General features: G+C 65.5%; 21 protein-coding genes. 6 read left to right on the forward strand and 15 right to left on the reverse strand.

Features of this window, described 5'->3' with window-relative positions:
- Positions 1 to 1,164 carry an aromatic ring-hydroxylating dioxygenase subunit alpha gene (locus VGD20_RS11285; protein WP_331134538.1) on the reverse strand — a complete coding sequence of 388 codons (1,164 nt, stop codon included), beginning with the start codon at positions 1,162 to 1,164 and terminating at the stop codon, positions 1 to 3.
- Positions 1,165 to 1,197: 33 nt separating this feature from the next.
- Here VGD20_RS11285 and VGD20_RS11290 point away from each other — a divergent pair, with 33 nt between their 5' ends.
- Complete coding sequence (locus VGD20_RS11290; RefSeq protein ID WP_331134539.1) at positions 1,198 to 1,788, forward strand: TetR/AcrR family transcriptional regulator; 591 nt, start codon at positions 1,198 to 1,200, stop codon at positions 1,786 to 1,788.
- 3 nt (positions 1,789 to 1,791) lie between these two features.
- On the opposite strand, the gene VGD20_RS11295 is transcribed toward VGD20_RS11290, so the two are convergent.
- On the reverse strand, positions 1,792 to 3,165 hold the full coding sequence (locus tag VGD20_RS11295; protein WP_331134540.1) for a M20/M25/M40 family metallo-hydrolase: 1,374 nt from the start codon (positions 3,163 to 3,165) through the stop codon (positions 1,792 to 1,794).
- Between the two features lie 66 nt (positions 3,166 to 3,231).
- Positions 3,232 to 4,557: a hemolysin family protein gene (locus tag VGD20_RS11300; protein ID WP_331134541.1), complete on the reverse strand. Its 1,326-nt coding sequence runs from the start codon at positions 4,555 to 4,557 to the stop codon at positions 3,232 to 3,234.
- Between the two features lie 216 nt (positions 4,558 to 4,773).
- On the opposite strand from VGD20_RS11300, the gene VGD20_RS11305 reads away from it, so the two are divergent.
- A complete protein-coding gene (locus VGD20_RS11305; RefSeq protein ID WP_331134542.1) occupies positions 4,774 to 5,463 on the forward strand; it encodes an OmpA family protein in 690 nt (229 codons plus the stop codon).
- Between the two features lie 116 nt (positions 5,464 to 5,579).
- Positions 5,580 to 5,963, forward strand: a complete 384-nt coding sequence (locus VGD20_RS11310) for a VOC family protein (protein WP_331134543.1) — start codon at positions 5,580 to 5,582, stop codon at positions 5,961 to 5,963.
- Positions 5,964 to 5,966: 3 nt separating this feature from the next.
- Here the strand turns inward: VGD20_RS11310 and VGD20_RS11315 are convergent, their stop codons facing one another.
- Genes VGD20_RS11315 through VGD20_RS11340 form a run of 6 tightly spaced genes read right to left on the reverse strand, consistent with a single transcriptional unit; the run spans position 5,967 to position 10,091 of the window.
- Entirely contained in the window at positions 5,967 to 6,596 is a 630-nt protein-coding gene (locus VGD20_RS11315; protein ID WP_331134544.1) for a MarC family protein, read from the reverse strand.
- Positions 6,593 to 7,261 (reverse strand): hypothetical protein, encoded by a 669-nt coding sequence (locus VGD20_RS11320; RefSeq protein ID WP_331134545.1) that lies wholly within the window; start codon positions 7,259 to 7,261, stop codon positions 6,593 to 6,595. Before VGD20_RS11320 ends, VGD20_RS11315 begins: the two co-directional genes overlap by 4 nt.
- Positions 7,261 to 8,160, reverse strand: coding sequence for a bifunctional methylenetetrahydrofolate dehydrogenase/methenyltetrahydrofolate cyclohydrolase FolD (gene folD, locus VGD20_RS11325; protein WP_331134546.1), 900 nt, complete (start codon positions 8,158 to 8,160; stop codon positions 7,261 to 7,263). The genes VGD20_RS11320 and folD overlap by 1 nt, the downstream gene beginning before the upstream one ends.
- A 1-nt stretch (position 8,161) precedes the next feature.
- Positions 8,162 to 8,470: a YggT family protein gene (locus tag VGD20_RS11330; protein WP_331134547.1), complete on the reverse strand. Its 309-nt coding sequence runs from the start codon at positions 8,468 to 8,470 to the stop codon at positions 8,162 to 8,164.
- Between the two features lie 38 nt (positions 8,471 to 8,508).
- Entirely contained in the window at positions 8,509 to 9,417 is a 909-nt protein-coding gene (argB, locus tag VGD20_RS11335) for an acetylglutamate kinase (protein ID WP_414714568.1), read from the reverse strand.
- On the reverse strand, positions 9,414 to 10,091 hold the full coding sequence (locus tag VGD20_RS11340) for a queuosine precursor transporter (RefSeq protein WP_331134548.1): 678 nt from the start codon (positions 10,089 to 10,091) through the stop codon (positions 9,414 to 9,416). Before VGD20_RS11340 ends, argB begins: the two co-directional genes overlap by 4 nt.
- Before the next feature lie 126 nt (positions 10,092 to 10,217).
- On the opposite strand from VGD20_RS11340, the gene VGD20_RS11345 reads away from it, so the two are divergent.
- The 3 genes from VGD20_RS11345 (at position 10,218) to VGD20_RS11355 (ending at position 12,625) form a co-directional block, all read left to right on the forward strand.
- The gene (locus VGD20_RS11345; protein WP_331134549.1) at positions 10,218 to 11,546 is read left to right on the forward strand and encodes a NupC/NupG family nucleoside CNT transporter; all 1,329 of its coding nucleotides are present in this window, start codon (positions 10,218 to 10,220) and stop codon (positions 11,544 to 11,546) included.
- Positions 11,547 to 11,669: 123 nt separating this feature from the next.
- Positions 11,670 to 12,293: a hypothetical protein gene (locus tag VGD20_RS11350; RefSeq protein WP_331134550.1), complete on the forward strand. Its 624-nt coding sequence runs from the start codon at positions 11,670 to 11,672 to the stop codon at positions 12,291 to 12,293.
- Positions 12,294 to 12,304: 11 nt separating this feature from the next.
- Positions 12,305 to 12,625 carry an MliC family protein gene (locus VGD20_RS11355; protein ID WP_331134551.1) on the forward strand — a complete coding sequence of 107 codons (321 nt, stop codon included), beginning with the start codon at positions 12,305 to 12,307 and terminating at the stop codon, positions 12,623 to 12,625.
- A gap of 9 nt (positions 12,626 to 12,634) precedes the next feature.
- Here the strand turns inward: VGD20_RS11355 and VGD20_RS11360 are convergent, their stop codons facing one another.
- The 6 genes from VGD20_RS11360 to VGD20_RS11385 form a co-directional block, all read right to left on the reverse strand.
- On the reverse strand, positions 12,635 to 13,123 hold the full coding sequence (locus tag VGD20_RS11360) for a hypothetical protein (protein ID WP_331134552.1): 489 nt from the start codon (positions 13,121 to 13,123) through the stop codon (positions 12,635 to 12,637).
- Between the two features lie 70 nt (positions 13,124 to 13,193).
- On the reverse strand, positions 13,194 to 13,676 hold the full coding sequence (locus VGD20_RS11365) for a hypothetical protein (RefSeq protein ID WP_331134553.1): 483 nt from the start codon (positions 13,674 to 13,676) through the stop codon (positions 13,194 to 13,196).
- 86 nt (positions 13,677 to 13,762) lie between these two features.
- Entirely contained in the window at positions 13,763 to 14,296 is a 534-nt protein-coding gene (locus VGD20_RS11370; RefSeq protein WP_331134554.1) for an MAPEG family protein, read from the reverse strand.
- Positions 14,297 to 14,298: 2 nt separating this feature from the next.
- Positions 14,299 to 15,165, reverse strand: a complete 867-nt coding sequence (locus tag VGD20_RS11375) for a 3-hydroxyacyl-CoA dehydrogenase NAD-binding domain-containing protein (RefSeq protein WP_331134555.1) — start codon at positions 15,163 to 15,165, stop codon at positions 14,299 to 14,301.
- 82 nt (positions 15,166 to 15,247) lie between these two features.
- Positions 15,248 to 16,234, reverse strand: a complete 987-nt coding sequence (gene egtD / locus VGD20_RS11380) for an L-histidine N(alpha)-methyltransferase (protein ID WP_331134556.1) — start codon at positions 16,232 to 16,234, stop codon at positions 15,248 to 15,250.
- A 2-nt stretch (positions 16,235 to 16,236) separates the two neighbouring features.
- The coding region (locus VGD20_RS11385) for an SUMF1/EgtB/PvdO family nonheme iron enzyme (protein WP_331134557.1) at positions 16,237 to 16,574 on the reverse strand (338 nt) is incomplete at its 5' end.

Here is a 16,574-nt window from a genome sequence, read left to right on the forward strand (position 1 = left end):
TTAGCGGCTCCACCCCGGCGGCGGGGCATGCTCCTGCCGCGCTTCGGGGATCAGGTCGCGCATCCGCGAACAGAAATGCTTGAGGCAGACTTCCTTGTCGCTGAGCGGCCCCATGGTGAAGCTTTTCGACTGCATTCCCTGCTGGACGCGCGTGATCAGTTCGGTGTCCTCGGCGTTGACCTGACGGTTGATACGCGAGTTGAGGTAGCGCGCGGCCTTCATCTCGCGGCGCTCATCGGGGAGCACATAGGAGATTTCGCGGATCAGGCAGGTCGTCGGCCCGGTCGGCAGCCATTGCATGAAATCGACCTGGTCGGGATAGATGTCGAATGCGACGTTGGGCCAGAGCTTGAAATAGAGCCAGTGACGCTGATTCGCCTCGGGCAAATGCGGGACCGGCGGCAGCAGGCGCTGGTACATGCGTTCGGACCAGTTCACCGACGGCCGGTCGATCAGGTCGCCCCACATGCGATCGACGCGTTCCTCCGCCTCGACTCCATAGCTTTTGCCGAACAGGCGCGTGAGGCCGGGGTGCGCGACGGGGATGTGCAGGCCGTCCGAATAATTGTCCCCGACATTTTTCCAGTTCACCTCGCGCGGGCGCAGCGTGACGCGGCCGAGCGCGCCGAGGTCCTCGAAGCGATAGGGGGCGATTTGTGCCTCATAGGGTGCCATCATCGAGGCGACCGACGGGCCGCCGTCATCCTCGAGCCGGACGAACCAGAAGCCGCGCCATTGTTCGAGACCGACGGGAACGAGCCCGGCCTTGCCCTTGTCGAGCGTCGGATAGCTCGCCGAATCGGGGACGCCGGTCAGCCGTCCGTCGAGTTCGTAGGTCCAGGCATGATAGGGACAGACAAGCTTTTTGGCGCAGCCCACGGCGCCGTCGACAAGGCGCGAGCCGCGGTGGCGGCAAACATTGGTGAAGGCACGCACATGGCGATCGGTCCCGCGCACGAGAATCACGCTTTCGCCGCAATAGTCGATGCTGTGCCAGTCGCCGACGTTCGGGATATCGCTGTCGTGGCACACGACCTGCCAGCTCGGGCGGAAGATGCGCTCCATTTCAGCGGTGTAGAAATCGGGATCGCTGTAGGTCCACGCAGGCAGCGACCAACCGTCGAGCGGGTCCAGATTCGAATCGCGAAGCGGTGCAGTTGCCATGTCTCGTTCCTTGTTGTACAATCGTATAACAGTATGCAACCCGTTCGCCAAGCCTTTACGCGCGAAAGCGCCGACGCCCGCCGGGCCGACCTGATCGACGCGACCGCGGCGTGCCTCGCCGAACATGGCCTTGCGGGAACGAATGTTCGCGCCATCTGCGCAAAGGCGGGCGTCTCGCCGGGACTGCTGCGCCATTATTTCGGCGGCATCGACGATCTGGTGGCGGCAACCTACGAAGCGACGAGCGACCGCATGGACGCGATTTTCGCCGCCGCGGTCGACGGCGCGGGGACCGATCCGCGCGCGCGCCTCTCTGCCTATCTGACCGCGAGCTTCCGCCCGCCGGTCACCGATCCCGAACTGCTCGGCGCGTGGACAGCCTTCTGGGCGCTCGCGCGCAGCGACGCGCGGATGGCCGACATCCACGCGGCAAGCTATGCCGGCTATCGCGCACGGCTTGGCGAATTGCTGGTCGCGTGCGGCGCGACCGACGCCGAGCGGCTCGCGATCATGCTGACCGCGATGGTCGACGGCCTGTGGCTCGAACTGTCGCTCGACTCGACAAGCTTCGGCGCCGGGGCGGCAGTCGCGATGGTCGAGCGCGCGGTCGCCGCGCTCGTCTGACCCCTATTTCGACAGGTCGCGCAGCAGGCTGTCCCAATGCGCGAGCGCGGGGGCGATCGCATCGACCGGGACGCGTTCGTTGAGGCCGTGGGCGTAGCTGTCGCTGGCCTTGCTGAACAAGCCCGCAACGCCATAGCTCGGCACGCCCTGGATACGGAAATGATAGCTGTCGGTCGCGCCCGCGCTCATCGACGGGATGATCGGCAGGCCGGGTGCGCGCGCATGGACCGCCTTCGTCACCGCTGCGACGACGTCGGGGCGCAGCGGCGAAGCGTCGCTCGCGCTCGCATCGGGATCGGTGTTCACCTTGACCGCGGGGTCGGCAATCACCTTTTCGAGTTCGGCGCGCACCGTTTCGACCGGCACCCCGGGGAAGATGCGGCAGTTGATGTTCGCGGTCGCGCGCTGCGGCAGTGCATTTTCGGCATGCCCGCCTTTGGTCATGGTGGGCACGCACGTGGTGCCGATCTGGCCGACATATTCGGGGTCGGCACGGATCGCGGCGATGGCCTTCGCGTCGGCGGGGTTGGCGGCAAAGGCCCTGAGCGCCGCGCCGATGTCGCCGCCGACCTGGTCGGCGACGATCGGCATGCCGACCTTGGTCAGTTCATTCTGTTGCGGCGTGAAGCGATAGGCGCCGACCTTGGCGAGCGCGTTCGACAGCTGGACGATCGCATTGGTGTCCGACGGACGCGAGCTGTGGCCGCCGGGGTTGGTCACTTCGAGCGTGAAATCGGCATAGGTCTTTTCGCCCGCCTGCAGTCCATAATATTTGGGCTTGCCGTCCTCGCCGATCGTGCCGCCGCCGCCGTCGCCGTTCAATGCAAATTCGGCGCCCTTATATTTCGCCGCAAGCGCGCGCGTCGTCGTCATCGACGTTTCCTCGTCGCCCGACAGCAGCAGGATGATCGAGCGCTTCGGCTTGAAGCCCTCTTTCTTGAGCTGCGCCATCGCCGCGACCATCATCGAGACGTCGAACTTGTTGTCCTCCGACCCGCGCCCGAAGATATAGCCATTCTCCTCGACCGGCACGAACGGGTCGCGCGTCCAGTCCTTCGGATCGGCTTCGACGACGTCCATATGGCCGAGCAGCACGATCGGCTTGCCCTTCCCCGTCCCGGCGAGCGTCGCGGCGAAGGTCGCGGTCTCGCCCATCGGCGTGATCTCGATATCGCCGTCGGCATAGCCCGCCGCTTTCAATATGCTCGCATAATAGGCGGCGAGCTTCGGCACCTGCCCGCGCCCCTCGACCGTCGGGATCGCGATACTGTCCTTCAATATCTTTTTCGCGGCGTCCGCATCGGCCGGTTTGGCGTGGACGGGCGCGGCGGCGATCAGGGCGGCGGCGAGGGCGAGCGGGGCGATAGGCATGCGCATGGGAGCATGCCTAAGCGGTATCGTATACGGACGGCAAGCACCAAAATCGTCGCTCCGCCTTTCGGCCTAGATGTCCGCGTCGTCATCCTTCGGCTTGCGAATCTCGGTGACGAGCAGCTTGTCGATCTTGCGGCCATCCATGTCGACGATCTCGAAACGCCAGCCCCTGTCGGTAAAGCGTTCGCCTTCCTTTGGCAGATGCTTGAGGATGGCGAGGGCGTGACCCGCCGCGGTCGCATAATCGCGATCGTCGCCAAGTTCGATCCCCAGCCTTTCGGCCATCTGGTCGGCGGGCATCGACCCCGCGATCAGCAGGCTGCCATCCTCGCGTTCGACGACGAACGGCTCGCTGCCGATATCCTGGTCGGAGGCAAATTCGCCGGCGATCGCGGCGAGCAGGTCGGCGGGCGTGACGAGACCTTCGAAATGGCCGTATTCATCGTGGACAAACAGCATCGGCACGTCGGCGACGCGGAGCGCCTCGAGCGCGTCCATCGCATCGATCTGGTCGTGGATGACCTTTGCCGGACGCATCAACTGCTCCAGATCGAGCACCTCGCCCTGGAACAGCGCCGCGGCGATATCGCGCGCCTGCACGACGCCGACGATATCGTCGACCGATCCGCGCGCGACCGGCAGGCGGCTGTGCGGCGTTTCGAGCAATTTGTCGCGCACGCCGCGCGCATCGAGCGAGATATCGACCCAGTCGACATCCTTGCGCGGCGTCATCACCTCGCGTACCGGCCGGTCGGCAAGGCGCACGACCCCCGAGATGATCGCGCGCTCGCTTTCCTCGATCACCCCCGACTTCGATGCCTCGGCGACGATCAGGTGGAGTTCCTCGGCGGTGACCCGGTCTTCCGATTCGCGGTTGAGACCGAGCAGGCGGAAAACAAGCGCCGAACTGGCGTCGAGCAGCCAGACGAGCGGCGCACCGATTTTCGACAGCCAGTACATCATCGGCGCGACGATGATCGCGATCCGTTCAGGCGCGCGCAGCGCGAATTGCTTGGGCACCAGTTCGCCCGCGATCAACGAGGCATAGGTCGTGAGCGCGATGACGACGGCGAAAGCAACCGACAAGGCCGTCTCTGCGTCGAGACCGAGCACGGCCTGCAGGCGCTCTGCCACGGGTTGACCGAGACTGGCACCCGAATAGGCGCCCGTCAGCACCCCGATCAGCGTGATCCCGACCTGCACCGTCGAAAGGAACCGCCCCGGATCGGAGGCAAGCTGACGCGCGATCTTCGCTCCGCGGCTGCCGCGCTTTTCCGCCGCCTGCAGCCGCGGGTCGCGCGCGGAGACGATAGCGAGTTCGGACATGGCGAAAACGCCGTTGAGAAGGATGAGGATCAGAATGATCACAACATCCGACCAGGGAAAAGGGCTCATTGGGCAATACGGCGCATCGGCGCCCGGCCCCTGTCAACTTCGGTCATTTCTTCCCTATAAGCGAAAGTCGCCGCGATGCACAATGGCACGTGGCTGAACGCGCGGCTCAGTCATTGTTCAGCCGGATTCGGGAACCAGAACGGCGGCCATATGTTATCGGCACGACGGGCGGTGTATGCAGGACCAGAAGCAACCGCCGAATAAGGGAGCAAAAAGATGAATAGCAGGACGATCAAGCTCACCATTCTCACCACCATCGGCGCGGTCGCGCTGACCGGCTGCGTCACCGATCCGGTGACCGGCGAACGGAAGATATCGAAGGCCGCGATCGGCGGTGTCGGCGGCGCGCTCGGCGGCTATCTGCTCGGCGACCTCATCGGCGGCAAGAACAGCCGTACCGAGGAAATCGTGGGGGCAGGCATCGGCGCGGTCGCCGGCGCGGGCGTCGGCTATTATATGGACCAGCAGGAAAAGAAGCTGCGCGAACGCACCGCGGGCACCGGCATCGACGTCGAGCGCCAAGGCGACCAGCTCGTTCTCAACATGCCCGGCGACGTCACGTTCGACCTCAACAGCGCGATGGTGAAATCGCAGTTCCGCAGCGCGCTCGACAATGTCGCATCGACGCTCGCCGAATATCCGAGCACCTATATCGACGTTTATGGTCACACCGATTCGACGGGCAGCGACACATACAATCAGGGCCTGTCCGAACGCCGCGCCGCATCGGTCGCCGACTATCTTGCCGGCCGCGGCATCCAGCGCGCGCGCATGGCAACGCTCGGCTATGGCGAATCACAGCTCAAATGCACGCCCGAACGCAGCGAGGCCGATTATCAGTGCAACCGCCGCGTCGAAATCCGTATTGCACCGGTCACGCAGGCCGACGTCAACGCGGCGCGGTAAGAGCTTCCATTCCCGTGGAACAGAAAGGGCGTCGCCTGCGGGCGGCGCCCTCTTTCTTTGGGGCCTCGCCGAACGGCCGTGCTACTATCGCGTCAGCCTTCCGCGGAGACCCGATCATGGCCCTGCCACCGCCCTGCCCCGAAATCCCCGTCCGCGACCTTGCGGCCGCACTCGCCTATTATCAGAACCAGCTGGGGTTCACGGTCGACTGGTCCGACGAACAGCTGGGGCTAGCCGGCGTGTCGCAAGGCGAAGCGCGCCTGTTCATCGCAGACGCGGTCTATCGCTCGGGGCTCGGCAATACCGCGCCGCTCGTCCTCTGGATCAATCTCGCGAACCGCGCCGAGATCGATGCGCTGCACGCGCGCTGGACCGCGGCGGGCGCGGAGATCGTCACCGATCCCGAAGCGAAGCCGTACAAGCTCTACGAATTCTTCGCCCGCGATCCCGACGCCAATATCCTGCGCGTCTTCTATGATTTCGGCGGGGAAGCGGCCTGACGCTCAGGCCAGTGAGGGAAAGCTCGCCTTGAGCCCGTCGATCACGAACTGCGCCGCGAGTGCCGCCAGCAGCACGCCAAGCAGGCGCGTGATGACCGCTTCACCCTTGTTGCCGATCAGACGCATCAACGGTCCCGCCGAGAGCAGCGCGGCGAGCGTCAGCAGCAGCACGAGCAGCAGCGCGCCAAAGATCACGAACGCGCGGTCGAGCCCGTTGTTCTGCGACACGAGCAGCATCACCGATGCGATCGATCCCGGCCCCGCGAGCATCGGCATCGCCATCGGAAAGACCGACACATCCTCGATCTCGGGGGTCGCGATCACCTTTTCGGCGCGCTGCTCGCGGCGTTCGGTGCGCTTTTCGAACACCATGTCGATCGCGATGATGAACAGCATGATCCCGCCCGCGATGCGGAAGCTGTCGAGGTCGATGTGGAGGAAGCTGAGCAGCGCCTCGCCGAACATCGCGAAGAAGACGAGAATCAGCCCGGCGATTACCGTCGCGCGGATCGCCATCGAGCGCCGCTGTTGCGCACTGGCGCCGGTGGTCAGGCTGGCGTAGATCGGCGCACAACCCGGCGGGTCGATCACGACGAACAGCGTGACGAAGGCCGAGATGAAAAGGTCGATCACGGCTGTTTGGGCGCCCCGACCCGGTCGTCGATGACGGTGGCCATGGCTTTGCCGTCCCACAGGCGGATCGTCACCTGGCGCGACTTGTCGGCGCGAACGGTCGATGTCCAGCTGAGCGTCTGGTCGGGCGACAGGCCGACCGCCATATCATCTCCCTCTGCCCCCGCCTCGATCGGCACGGCGGGGCGCGAACCGCAGACCGCCTGCTTCGATGCGATGAATTCGGGTGCCTCGCGCGCCGAACCCAGTTCGTCACCATGGTCGAGAATCCAGTTGATCTTGCCGCTCCTGGGATCGCGCAGCCAGACGGTGGTGAAAAAGCCGTTCGCGGCTCCCTTCTGCCATGCACCGGTCGTCACGCCGGCATTGCCGTCGCAACTGACATAGACGGCATGCGGCTGCCACTTCACTGCTTCGGCGGGGTCCTTCTGCGACTTCAGCCAGTCACGCGCCTTCACGCGCTGGGGCACGAACATCACCGCTTCCGGCGCGGCGGTTTCGCGAAACGCGGTCCACTGGCCCTTTTCCTGCGCCAGCCGGGCGAAGCCGATTTCCGCCGCAATGAACGCGCTGGGATTCGGCCCGAGCGGGCGGTTGCGGATATCCCCCTGATCGCCGCAACCCGCGAGCAGCGACAGGGCAAGGACGGGAGCCAGCAGGCGCATCAAAAACCCTCCGGATCGGCCAGCCCCGCGCGGCGGTGCGCGGCGACGAGCGTGTTGCGCAGCAGGCAGGCGATGGTCATCGGGCCGACGCCGCCGGGAACCGGCGTGATCGCATCGGCGACCATCGCCGCTTCGGCATAATCGACATCGCCGACGAGCCGGCCCTTCGCCGCGCCTTCGGCGGGCGGCAGGCGGTTGATCCCGACGTCGATCACGACCGCGCCGGGCTTGATCCAGTCGCCCTTCACCATTTCGGCGCGGCCGACCGCCGCGACGACGATGTCGGCACGGCGGACGAGGCCCGGCAGATCCTTCGTGCGGCTGTGTGCCATCGTGACGGTGCAGTTGGCGCCGAGCAGCAATTGCCCCATCGGCTTGCCGACGAGGATCGAGCGGCCGACGACGATCGCATCCTTGCCCGACAGGTCGCCAAGCCGGTCCTGCAGCAGCAGCAGGCAGCCATAGGGCGTGCACGGCACCATGCCCGCAATGCCGAGCGCGAGGCGACCGGCGCTGACAGGGGTCAGCCCGTCGACATCCTTGTCGGGATCGATCGTCGCGACCGCCGCCTGCTCGTCGAGATGACCGGGCAGCGGCAACTGGAGCAGGATCCCGTCGACGGCCTCGTCGGCATTGAGTTGACAGAGCATGGCTTCGACCTCGGCCTGCGAGGCGCTGGCGGGCAGGCGATGTTCGAAGCTTTCCATGCCCGCAGCGATCGTCGCCTTGCCCTTCGACCCGACATAGACCGCACTCGCCGGGTCGTCGCCGACGAGTACGACCGCGAGGCCCGGCGCACGGCCTGTCGCGGTTTTAAAAGCCGGAACCGCATCGGCGATCCGCTCGCGCAAACCTGCCGCGAAAGCCTTGCCGTCGATCACATGCGCCCCCGCGGCCATCTCAGATCGCTCCGCTGTTCATGCCGAGCGTATAGAGATAGGAAATCACCGGTCCCTGGAGGATGATGATCAGGATCAGCACGAGCATCGGGGTCAGGTCGAGCCCGCCGAAATCGGGCATGATGCGCCGGAAAGGGCGATAGAGTGGTTCGGTAATCCTCTCGAGCACCTGCCAGAGCTGGCGAACGAAATCATTATGCGTGTTGATGACGTTGAACGCGATCAGCCAGGACATCACCGCCTGGACGATGATGATCCACCACAGGATATTGAGCAGGATCGACAATATTTGAAGAAGCATCAGGTACATCGAGGTCTCCGGCCGACATGGGTCGCTTTCGCGCCCTCTTAGCGGTGAATGAGCGTGCCCGCACCCCTTGCGGTGAAAATTTCCAGCAACATCGCGTGCGGAATGCGGCCATCGAGGATGACCGCTGCCTCGACCCCGGCGTCGACCGCTGCGACGCAGGTCTCGACCTTCGGAATCATGCCGCCGGTGATCGTCCCGTCCTGTTTCAGTTCCTCGATCGCCGGGCGGTCGAGGTCGGTGAGCAGCGCACCCGACTTGTCGAGCACCCCCGCCACGTCGGTGAGCAGGAAGAAGCGTTTTGCACCCAGCGCGCCGGCGATCGCACCCGCCATCGTGTCGGCGTTGATATTATAGGTCGCGCCGTCGGTGCCGAGCGCGACCGGCGCGACGATCGGGATAAAATTGTCGTTGGTCAGATTGACGAGGATCGTCGGGTCGACCGCCACCGGCTCGCCGACGAAGCCGAGGTCGACGTGCCGCTCGATCCCCGAATTGGGGTCGGGCTCGGTACGGCTGACCTTTTCGGCGAGGACGAGGTTCGCATCCTTGCCCGAAATGCCGACCGCGCGGCCGCCGAGCGCCGCGATCCAGCTGACGATTTCCTTGTTGATCTTGCCCGCAAGGACCATCTCGGCGACTTCGGCGGTCGCGGCGTCGGTGACGCGCAGCCCGCCGACAAAGGTCGATTCAATCCCGAGCTGCTTCAGCATCGCGCCGATCTGCGGTCCGCCGCCGTGAATGACGACCGGGTTGATGCCGACCGCCTTCAGCAGCACGACATCCTCGGCGAAGTCGCGCTGCGCCTCGGGGTCGCCCATCGCATGGCCGCCATATTTGATTACGAAGGTCTCGCCCGCATAACGCTGCAGATAGGGCAGCGCTTCGACCAGCGTTTCGGCCTTGGCGAGGAGGTCGGGCATTTTCGAGGGATCGGTCATCGACATCATCCGGCGTTCTTTGCATCCAGGTTACGGCCAAGCGCGACAAGGCCGGTGATCACGAAGGGAATGACGACCACCGACAGCGTCACCTTGGCGAGCATCTGACCGCCCATCAGGTTGGCGATCGGAAACACGCCGTAAAAGGCAATCGTCACGAACAGCAACGTGTCGACGACCTGGCTGAGCGCGCTGGCGATCGCACCGCGGATCGCGATCCATGTCGCCCCCGTCCCCGCGCCTTCGCGTCCGCGAAGCTTGCTGAAGATCGTGACGTTCAGGAATTGCGAGGTGCCATAGGCCACGATCCCCGCGGCCATCAGGCGCGGGCTTTGCCCCAGGATCATGTCGAACGCCGCGAGCCGTTCGGGCTGCATTTCGGGCGAGGCCGGCAGCGCCAGCACCAGCGCGGTCAGCATGATCGACAGGACGAGCGGCACAAAACCCCAGAGCACGAGCCGGTTTGCCACCGATTGCCCGTGCAACTCGGATACCGCGCTCGACAGGGCGACGAGGATCAGGAAGGCGAAGATACCCGCCTCGACCGCGAGCCAGCTCCCCAGCGCGACCTGCTTGTTCCCCAGCACCCCGGCGAGCACGACCATGCCGCCATAGACGATCGAGAAAAGGAAGAGCGAGGGCGAAAGCGTACGCGGAAGCGCCGCCGAAGTCGGTTCGGTCATGCCGCCCGATAGTCGGTTTTGCAGGTGCTGGAAAGTCCGAGAAACACGGCTGGCCGCGCGGCTCTTGCCCAGACGCCAAAGCCCGCTAGACAGGCCCATTGGACTTGCGGGGGACGCACGGAAATTATGGAACGCCTGATCGGTTTGCTCGGTATCGTCGCATTGCTCGCGATTGCCGTGCTTTTTTCGTCGAACCGTCGCTGGATTCGCCCGCGCATCGTCATTCCCGCTTTCCTGCTCCAGGCGGGTTTCGCCGTGCTCGTGATCGGCACGCCGTGGGGCCGCGCGGTGATCCAGGCAATGTCGAACGGCGTCTCGAACCTCCTGAGCTATGCCGACGAAGGCACGAGATTCCTGTTCGGCGACGTGCTGACGCAGGCACCCTATGGCAAGGCGGTGTTCGCGATCGGCGCGCTGCCCGTGATCATCTTCTTCGCCTCGCTCATTTCGGTTCTCTATTATCTCGGCATCATGCAGCTGATCATCAAATGGGTCGGCGGTGCGATCCAGAAGGTCACCGGCATCACCAAGGTCGAAAGCCTCGGCGCGGCGGCGAACATCTTTGTCGGCCAGTCCGAATCGCCGCTCGTCATCCGGCCGTACCTCGCCGGCCTGACCCCGCCGCAGCTGTTCACCGTGATGACCGTCGGCATGGCCGGCGTCGCGGGAACGATCCTCGGCGCCTATGCCGGGATGATCGGCCCGCATCTCCTGCCCTATCTGCTGGCCGCGAGCTTCATGTCGGCGCCCGGCGGCATATTGATGGCCAAGATCATGATGCCCGACGATCCCAAGGACATCGGCATCGAACCGATCGTGATGCCCGAGGCGAGCCATGACGAGGAAAAACCCGCCAACATCATCATGGCGGCGGCGCAGGGCGCGCAGACCGGCGTCAAGCTGGCGGTCGCGGTCGGCGCGATGGTGATGGCGTTCGTCGCGCTCGTGGCGCTCGCCAATGGCATCCTCGCCGGCATCGGCGGCTGGTTCGGCGTGGACGGCCTGTCGTTCCAGGCGATCATCGGCGCGATCTTCCGCCCGGTGATGTGGCTGATGGGCGTACCATGGGAAGAAAGCGCGACCGTTGGCGGGCTGTTCGGCAGCAAGGTCGTGCTCAACGAATTCGTCGCGTTCATCGATCTCGGCCGCGCGCAGGGCGACATGTCGATGGCGGCGGTCGCGATCGCGACCTTTGCGCTCTGCGGTTTCGCCAATTTCAGCTCGATCGCGATCCAGATGGCGGTGACCGGCGGGCTCGCCCCGAACCAGCGCCCGATGATCGCCAAGCTGGGGCTCAAGGCGCTGCTCGCGGGCAGCCTGTCGAACCTGATGTCGGCGGCGCTCGCCGGGCTGATGCTGGGCATTGCGCCGCCGCTGGCGGCCCCGCCTCCGCAGTCCGCGACGCCCGTGGCGGCGCCTGCGCCCACGACCGCCGCCCCGGCGAAGGCTCCCTGACCTGCCGCTGCGGCGCCCGGGAGCTGGCCGGCGCCATTTGGGAGAATTTGCAAGCCGCCCCTGAATGACGTAAACTTCGGGAACATAACGGATCCCGGTCGCATTCGCCAACAGGGAGGTTGTATGAAAACCGCTTATCGTTTGTCGATCCTTGCCGCGGCTGCGGTGTCGATAGGGGCGGGTTTCCTCGCCACTTCCCATGCCCAGACCGCCGAGACCGAGCGCTATCGCCCCGAGCGTCCTCCCGAAGCCACCATCTATCGCGACGCCGGTTACCGCGGCCCCGCGGTGTTCATCGGCGAGGCAAAATCCAACCTCGGCCTCGCGTGGCCGGTCAATTCGGTCCGCGTTCCGAACGGACGCTGGGAATTGTGCGAAAAAACGCGGTTTCGCGGCAATTGCCGGACGGTCGACCGCGACACGCCGATGCTGAACAACGTCCTGCGCGGCCTCACCATCCAGTCGATCCGTCCAGTTGGTTCGGGCGGCGGCGGCTGGAACCCCAATCCGCCTGCCAACGACCAGGTTGCGCGCGGCAATTTCGCCGAATTCCACACCCAGCCGGCGGAGCGCAATTATCGCGTACTTGCCTGTACGCGCGGTTCGGCGACCACCAATTGCGCGGCGCAGACCGCCGACAGCTGGTGCCGTTCGATCGGCTGGAACGGATCGGCGCGCGAGCATATGGAAACCGTCAGCGGGCGGGTCTACCTCGCCGACGTGCTGTGCGTCCGTTCGGGCTATTGAGGAGAATGGCGATGACGAAGACGATCGCGTTGCTGGCGGCCGCCGGCACGGCGCTGGTTCTTGCCGGCTGTTCGTCGGTGCCGCGCACCACCGGCACCAGCTATGATTGCAATGGCGGAACGCGGCTGAAGGTCGACTATGTCGGCAGCACCGCCATCGTTCGCGTCAACGGCCGCCGTTCGCTGGTGCTGAAACAGACCCCGTCGACCGGCGGTCAGGTCTATGAAAACAAGAGCGGCGCGCGCCTCCAGCGGAACGGCAACAATGTGACGTGGAACACCGCAGCGCGCAGCGCCGCCGAAAGCTGCCGGGTTGTCTATACGCCGATGTAACGAAAGGGATCAGGGCCGGGCGGGGGGCTTGCAACCGCGCTCGAGTCCGACGCCTTTCAGGAAGCCGCGGCGCACGGTTCCGGCATAGACGGCGAGCGCATAGCGCCGCCGTTCGGCGTTGGCACCCGTGACTTCTCCGATCAGCCCGCGAAAGGGAATGATCCCTCCCGCCACCGTTCCGGCGACGCGACCTGCGGTTTCCTCGCGCTTCTTCGCGCGGTCCTTGTCGACCTGTTCGTTGACGTCGGGCCCGAGCACCTCGTTGAGTTCGCCGATTTCCTGGATGATCGCGGCGCATTTCCCGAGGCCGGCAAGCGAATAGGGGCTTTCCTGGATCGCCAGAAGCTTGGCGGGCACTTCCTTGCCGTCGAACGGCTCGGTCACCGAATTGGCGGTGTCCTTGATCGTCGAATCTTCCGGCGCACCCTGCTGGGCGTATGAATGGACGGGGGCGATCGACGCCGCGGCGGCCAAAGCGATCAACAGGGTAGTACGCATCGTCTTTTCCCTCTCCTGCCGCGTCAATTTGACGTGTGGAATCAACGCACAAATGCCGGTTCGGCTGCATCTATTTCTTCGCAGTATAACCGCCCTCGATGGCTTCGTTTCCGATCGAAGCCGTATCGGCCGCCCAAAAGTCGAAAATGCGCTTGAGTTCGCTGCGCGGCAGTCCTTCGACGACATAAGCGCCGAACATATAGAGCTGCTTCTTGCTGTCCACCCCGACACGGAGCAGGTCGAACTCGTCGTTCATCTGCTGCACCCAGTTCGCCGGCGGAGCGACGACATCGCTGTAGGATGCAACCAGCGTGATATATTTGCAGTCGGCGCCCGCTGTGCAGCCGACGAGGCGCAGTGTCGTACCGAACCCGTCCACCTTGATGTCGACTTCGGGGGTCGTATCGACCTTGCTCAGCGGCCCCGGTTCATACCCCATCGCCTGCAACGTCGCGACGAACGCCGCCGGATTCCTGATGGTCACCGACTGGGCCTGCGCCGGCGCAGCGGCGGCGAAAAGGACTGCCACGGCAGCCGCCAGAATCAAACGCATGATTCCTCCCCCGAACGTCCCGACCCGCGTCAAATCTGCTCCTCGCCATTGCCGCCGTCCAGAAAAATCGGCCAGCGATGGCTCCCTCAAAGCGCCAGCGCGGCCGCCGCGACCAGCGCGCCGATGGTCGGAAAGAAGGTCAAGCCGAAACCGAAGGCGCGGCCCGCCGCGCCGTAAGGATAACCGATCGCGAAAGCGATGCGTCCGGCCACGAACAACGCCACCAGCGCCGCGAGTATCGCCATGCGGTCGGGCGGCAGCACCGACGCGAGGGCCAGATGCGCGGGAACCGCGAGCACGACCTGTTCGAGGGTGTTCCGGAGGATCGCGCGCGACCGGCGAACGGCAGCGCTTTCGGACGGCGACACGCTGCCGCCGATGTCCTCTGCCGATCGAAAGCGCTGGCCCGCGACCCTTCCGATGGCCACCGCGAGGCAGAGCAGCACGGCAAGGTCGAGCCGGAGCGCGAGCACGAGGCGTGCCGCGAGATCGTCGACCCGCGGCAGCCAGCGATCGCCCGACACCCACGCCGCCGTCACGATCAGCGTTGCAAATGCGACCGCGGCAAACACCCCGAGGGCGACACCGCGCTGCGCGCGTGCCAGATCGCGCGGCGCCATCGTTACCGCGTTGGCACAGGCGCCTCGCCCGTCCAGTCGTAAAAGCCGCGTCCGGCCTTTTTGCCGACCCAGCCGGCATCGACATATTGGACGAGCAGGGGAGCGGGGCGGAACTTCGGATCGCCGGTGCCGCTGTAGAGCACGCGAATGATTTCGAGGCAGGTATCGAGGCCGATGAAATCGGCGAGCGTGATCGGGCCCATCGGATGGTTGAGCCCGAGACGGCAGCCCGTATCGATGTCCTGCATCGTCGCGACGCCTTCGCCAAGCGCGAACACCGCTTCGTTGATCATCGGCATCAGCACGCGGTTGACGATGAAGCCCGGCGCGTCGTTGGCGTGGACGATTTCCTTGCCGAGACCGCGGCCGAAGGCCTCGACCGCCTTCAGCGTCGCGTCGCTGGTCGCGAGGCCGCGGATCAGTTCGATCAGCCCCATGACGGGCACCGGATTGAAGAAATGGACGCCGATGAAGCGCGCCGGATCCGGCGCCGCCTGCGCGAGCCGGGTGATCGGGATCGAGCTGGTGTTGCTGGCGAGGATCGCGGTCGCCGATAGATGCTGGCCGACGCTCGCGAAGATCGCGCGCTTGATCTCCTCGCGCTCGGTCGCCGCCTCGATGACGAGATCGGCGGGGGCGAAGGCGCCGTGATCGGCGACCGGGGCGATACGCCCGAGCAGCGCATCGGCGTCGCCCTGTGTCATCTTTTCCCTGGCGACGAGACGTCCGAGCGCCTTGGCGATGCCCGCCTTGCCCGCTTCGGCGCGCGCGAGGTCAATGTCCGAAAGGAGTACGTCATGTCCGGCGCCTGCCGACACCTGCGCGATCCCCGCGCCCATCTGCCCCGCTCCGATAACGCCGACGATCATGATCCTGCCCTTTCGCTTGAAACCGTGGCTGTGCCCCTACGGCTTCGCCACGATGCGTCAAGGGCGAGCAGGGGGGCGATCATCAGGGGGCGGAGCGGAACTCGGTCGCTTCGGCGAGGATCAGCGCAAAAGCCGGATCGGCATCGTCCCACGTTGCGACGGGGGTCCAGCCGCCGGCGCGGAGCAGCAGACTGGCATCGCGCGGGCCATATTTATGGCTGTTCTCGCTGTGGATCGTCTCGCCCTTCGCCATATGATAGGCGCGGCCGTCGATCGTGAAATCCATGTCGCACGCCGCGGCAAGGTGCATCTCGATCCGCGCATGGACGTCGTCCCAGATCGCGCGATGGGTGAAATTGTCGACCGGAATGTCGCCGCCGAGTTCGCGGTTGATCCGCTCGAGCAGGTTGAGGTTGAACGCCGCGGTCACCCCCGCCGGGTCGTCATAGGCGTGCTCCAGTACCGCGATGTCCTTGATACGGTCGACGCCGATCAGCATCAGCGACCCGTCGCCGAGCGCGGCGCGCCAGTTGCGGAGCAGGTCGATCGCGGTGCGCGCGACCATGTTGCCGATCGTCGAGCCCGGAAAGAAGCCGAGTTTCGGGAGCGGGCAGATTTCGCGCGGCAGGTCGACGCGCTGGGTGAAGTCGGCCTCGACAGGGTAGATCGCGAGACCCGGAAACCGCTCCGCCAGCGCCTCGGCACTGTCGCGCAGGAAATCGCCCGAAATATCGACGGGCACATAGGCGGCAGGCTCGATCGCGTCGAGCAGGAGCGGCGTTTTGGTCGAGCTGCCCGATCCCAGTTCGACGACCGCGCGCCCGGGGCCGATCGCTGCGGCGATGTCGGCGGCATGGCGCGTCAAGAGGTCGGTTTCGCTGCGCGTCGGATAATATTCGGGAAGCGCCGTGATATCTTCGAACAGCGCCGAACCGATCGCGTCGTAGAACCAGCGCGCGGGGATCGCCTTCTGCTTTTGCGACAGGCCGGCATGAACGTCGGCGCGAAAGGCGATGTCGATGCCCGCCGCGTCGGCATCGACCTGGCGAAGCTGGCGGACAACACCCATGGTCAAAGATCCCTTGCGAGCCGGACGCCGGTGAACTGCCAGCGCTGGTGGGGGTAGAAGAAATTGCGGTAGGAAGCGCGGAGATGGCCGCGCGGGGTCGCGCAGCTGCCGCCGCGGAGGACGAACTGGCCGCTCATGAACTTGCCATTATATTCGCCGACCGCGCCGGGCGCGGCGCGAAATCCGGGATAGGGGCGATAGGCACTGCCGGTCCATTCCCATACGCTGCCGAACATCTGTTGCAGGCCGGTGTCGCCGCCGCCCCGAACCGGCTGCACCGGCCCGGCGGCATCGAGTTGTTCCCCGCCGCGCGGATCGAAGGCGGCGGCCGCCGACTCCC

The organism is Sphingopyxis sp., assembly GCF_036402335.1.
Lineage (GTDB): Bacteria > Pseudomonadota > Alphaproteobacteria > Sphingomonadales > Sphingomonadaceae > Sphingopyxis.

Bases quoted from the DNA above. Each gene is read 5' to 3' on its own strand.
- egtD (WP_331134556.1), bottom strand. From the start codon at position 16,234: ATGGGTGTTGTCCGCCAGCTTCGCCAGGTCGATGCCGACGCGGCGGGC.
- VGD20_RS11340 (WP_331134548.1), bottom strand. From the start codon at position 10,091: ATGACCGAACCGACTTCGGCGGCGCTTCCGCGTACGCTTTCGCCCTCG.
- VGD20_RS11365 (WP_331134553.1), bottom strand. From the start codon at position 13,676: ATGCGTTTGATTCTGGCGGCTGCCGTGGCAGTCCTTTTCGCCGCCGCT.
- VGD20_RS11330 (WP_331134547.1), bottom strand. From the start codon at position 8,470: ATGTACCTGATGCTTCTTCAAATATTGTCGATCCTGCTCAATATCCTG.
- folD (WP_331134546.1), bottom strand. From the start codon at position 8,160: ATGGCCGCGGGGGCGCATGTGATCGACGGCAAGGCTTTCGCGGCAGGT.
- argB (WP_414714568.1), bottom strand. From the start codon at position 9,417: ATGATGTCGATGACCGATCCCTCGAAAATGCCCGACCTCCTCGCCAAG.
- VGD20_RS11375 (WP_331134555.1), bottom strand. From the start codon at position 15,165: ATGATCGTCGGCGTTATCGGAGCGGGGCAGATGGGCGCGGGGATCGCG.
- VGD20_RS11360 (WP_331134552.1), bottom strand. From the start codon at position 13,123: ATGCGTACTACCCTGTTGATCGCTTTGGCCGCCGCGGCGTCGATCGCC.
- VGD20_RS11305 (WP_331134542.1), top strand. From the start codon at position 4,774: ATGAATAGCAGGACGATCAAGCTCACCATTCTCACCACCATCGGCGCG.
- VGD20_RS11300 (WP_331134541.1), bottom strand. From the start codon at position 4,557: ATGAGCCCTTTTCCCTGGTCGGATGTTGTGATCATTCTGATCCTCATC.
- VGD20_RS11355 (WP_331134551.1), top strand. From the start codon at position 12,305: ATGACGAAGACGATCGCGTTGCTGGCGGCCGCCGGCACGGCGCTGGTT.
- VGD20_RS11345 (WP_331134549.1), top strand. From the start codon at position 10,218: ATGGAACGCCTGATCGGTTTGCTCGGTATCGTCGCATTGCTCGCGATT.
- VGD20_RS11370 (WP_331134554.1), bottom strand. From the start codon at position 14,296: ATGGCGCCGCGCGATCTGGCACGCGCGCAGCGCGGTGTCGCCCTCGGG.
- VGD20_RS11310 (WP_331134543.1), top strand. From the start codon at position 5,580: ATGGCCCTGCCACCGCCCTGCCCCGAAATCCCCGTCCGCGACCTTGCG.
- VGD20_RS11285 (WP_331134538.1), bottom strand. From the start codon at position 1,164: ATGGCAACTGCACCGCTTCGCGATTCGAATCTGGACCCGCTCGACGGT.
- VGD20_RS11320 (WP_331134545.1), bottom strand. From the start codon at position 7,261: ATGCGCCTGCTGGCTCCCGTCCTTGCCCTGTCGCTGCTCGCGGGTTGC.
- VGD20_RS11295 (WP_331134540.1), bottom strand. From the start codon at position 3,165: ATGCGCATGCCTATCGCCCCGCTCGCCCTCGCCGCCGCCCTGATCGCC.
- VGD20_RS11290 (WP_331134539.1), top strand. From the start codon at position 1,198: ATGCAACCCGTTCGCCAAGCCTTTACGCGCGAAAGCGCCGACGCCCGC.
- VGD20_RS11350 (WP_331134550.1), top strand. From the start codon at position 11,670: ATGAAAACCGCTTATCGTTTGTCGATCCTTGCCGCGGCTGCGGTGTCG.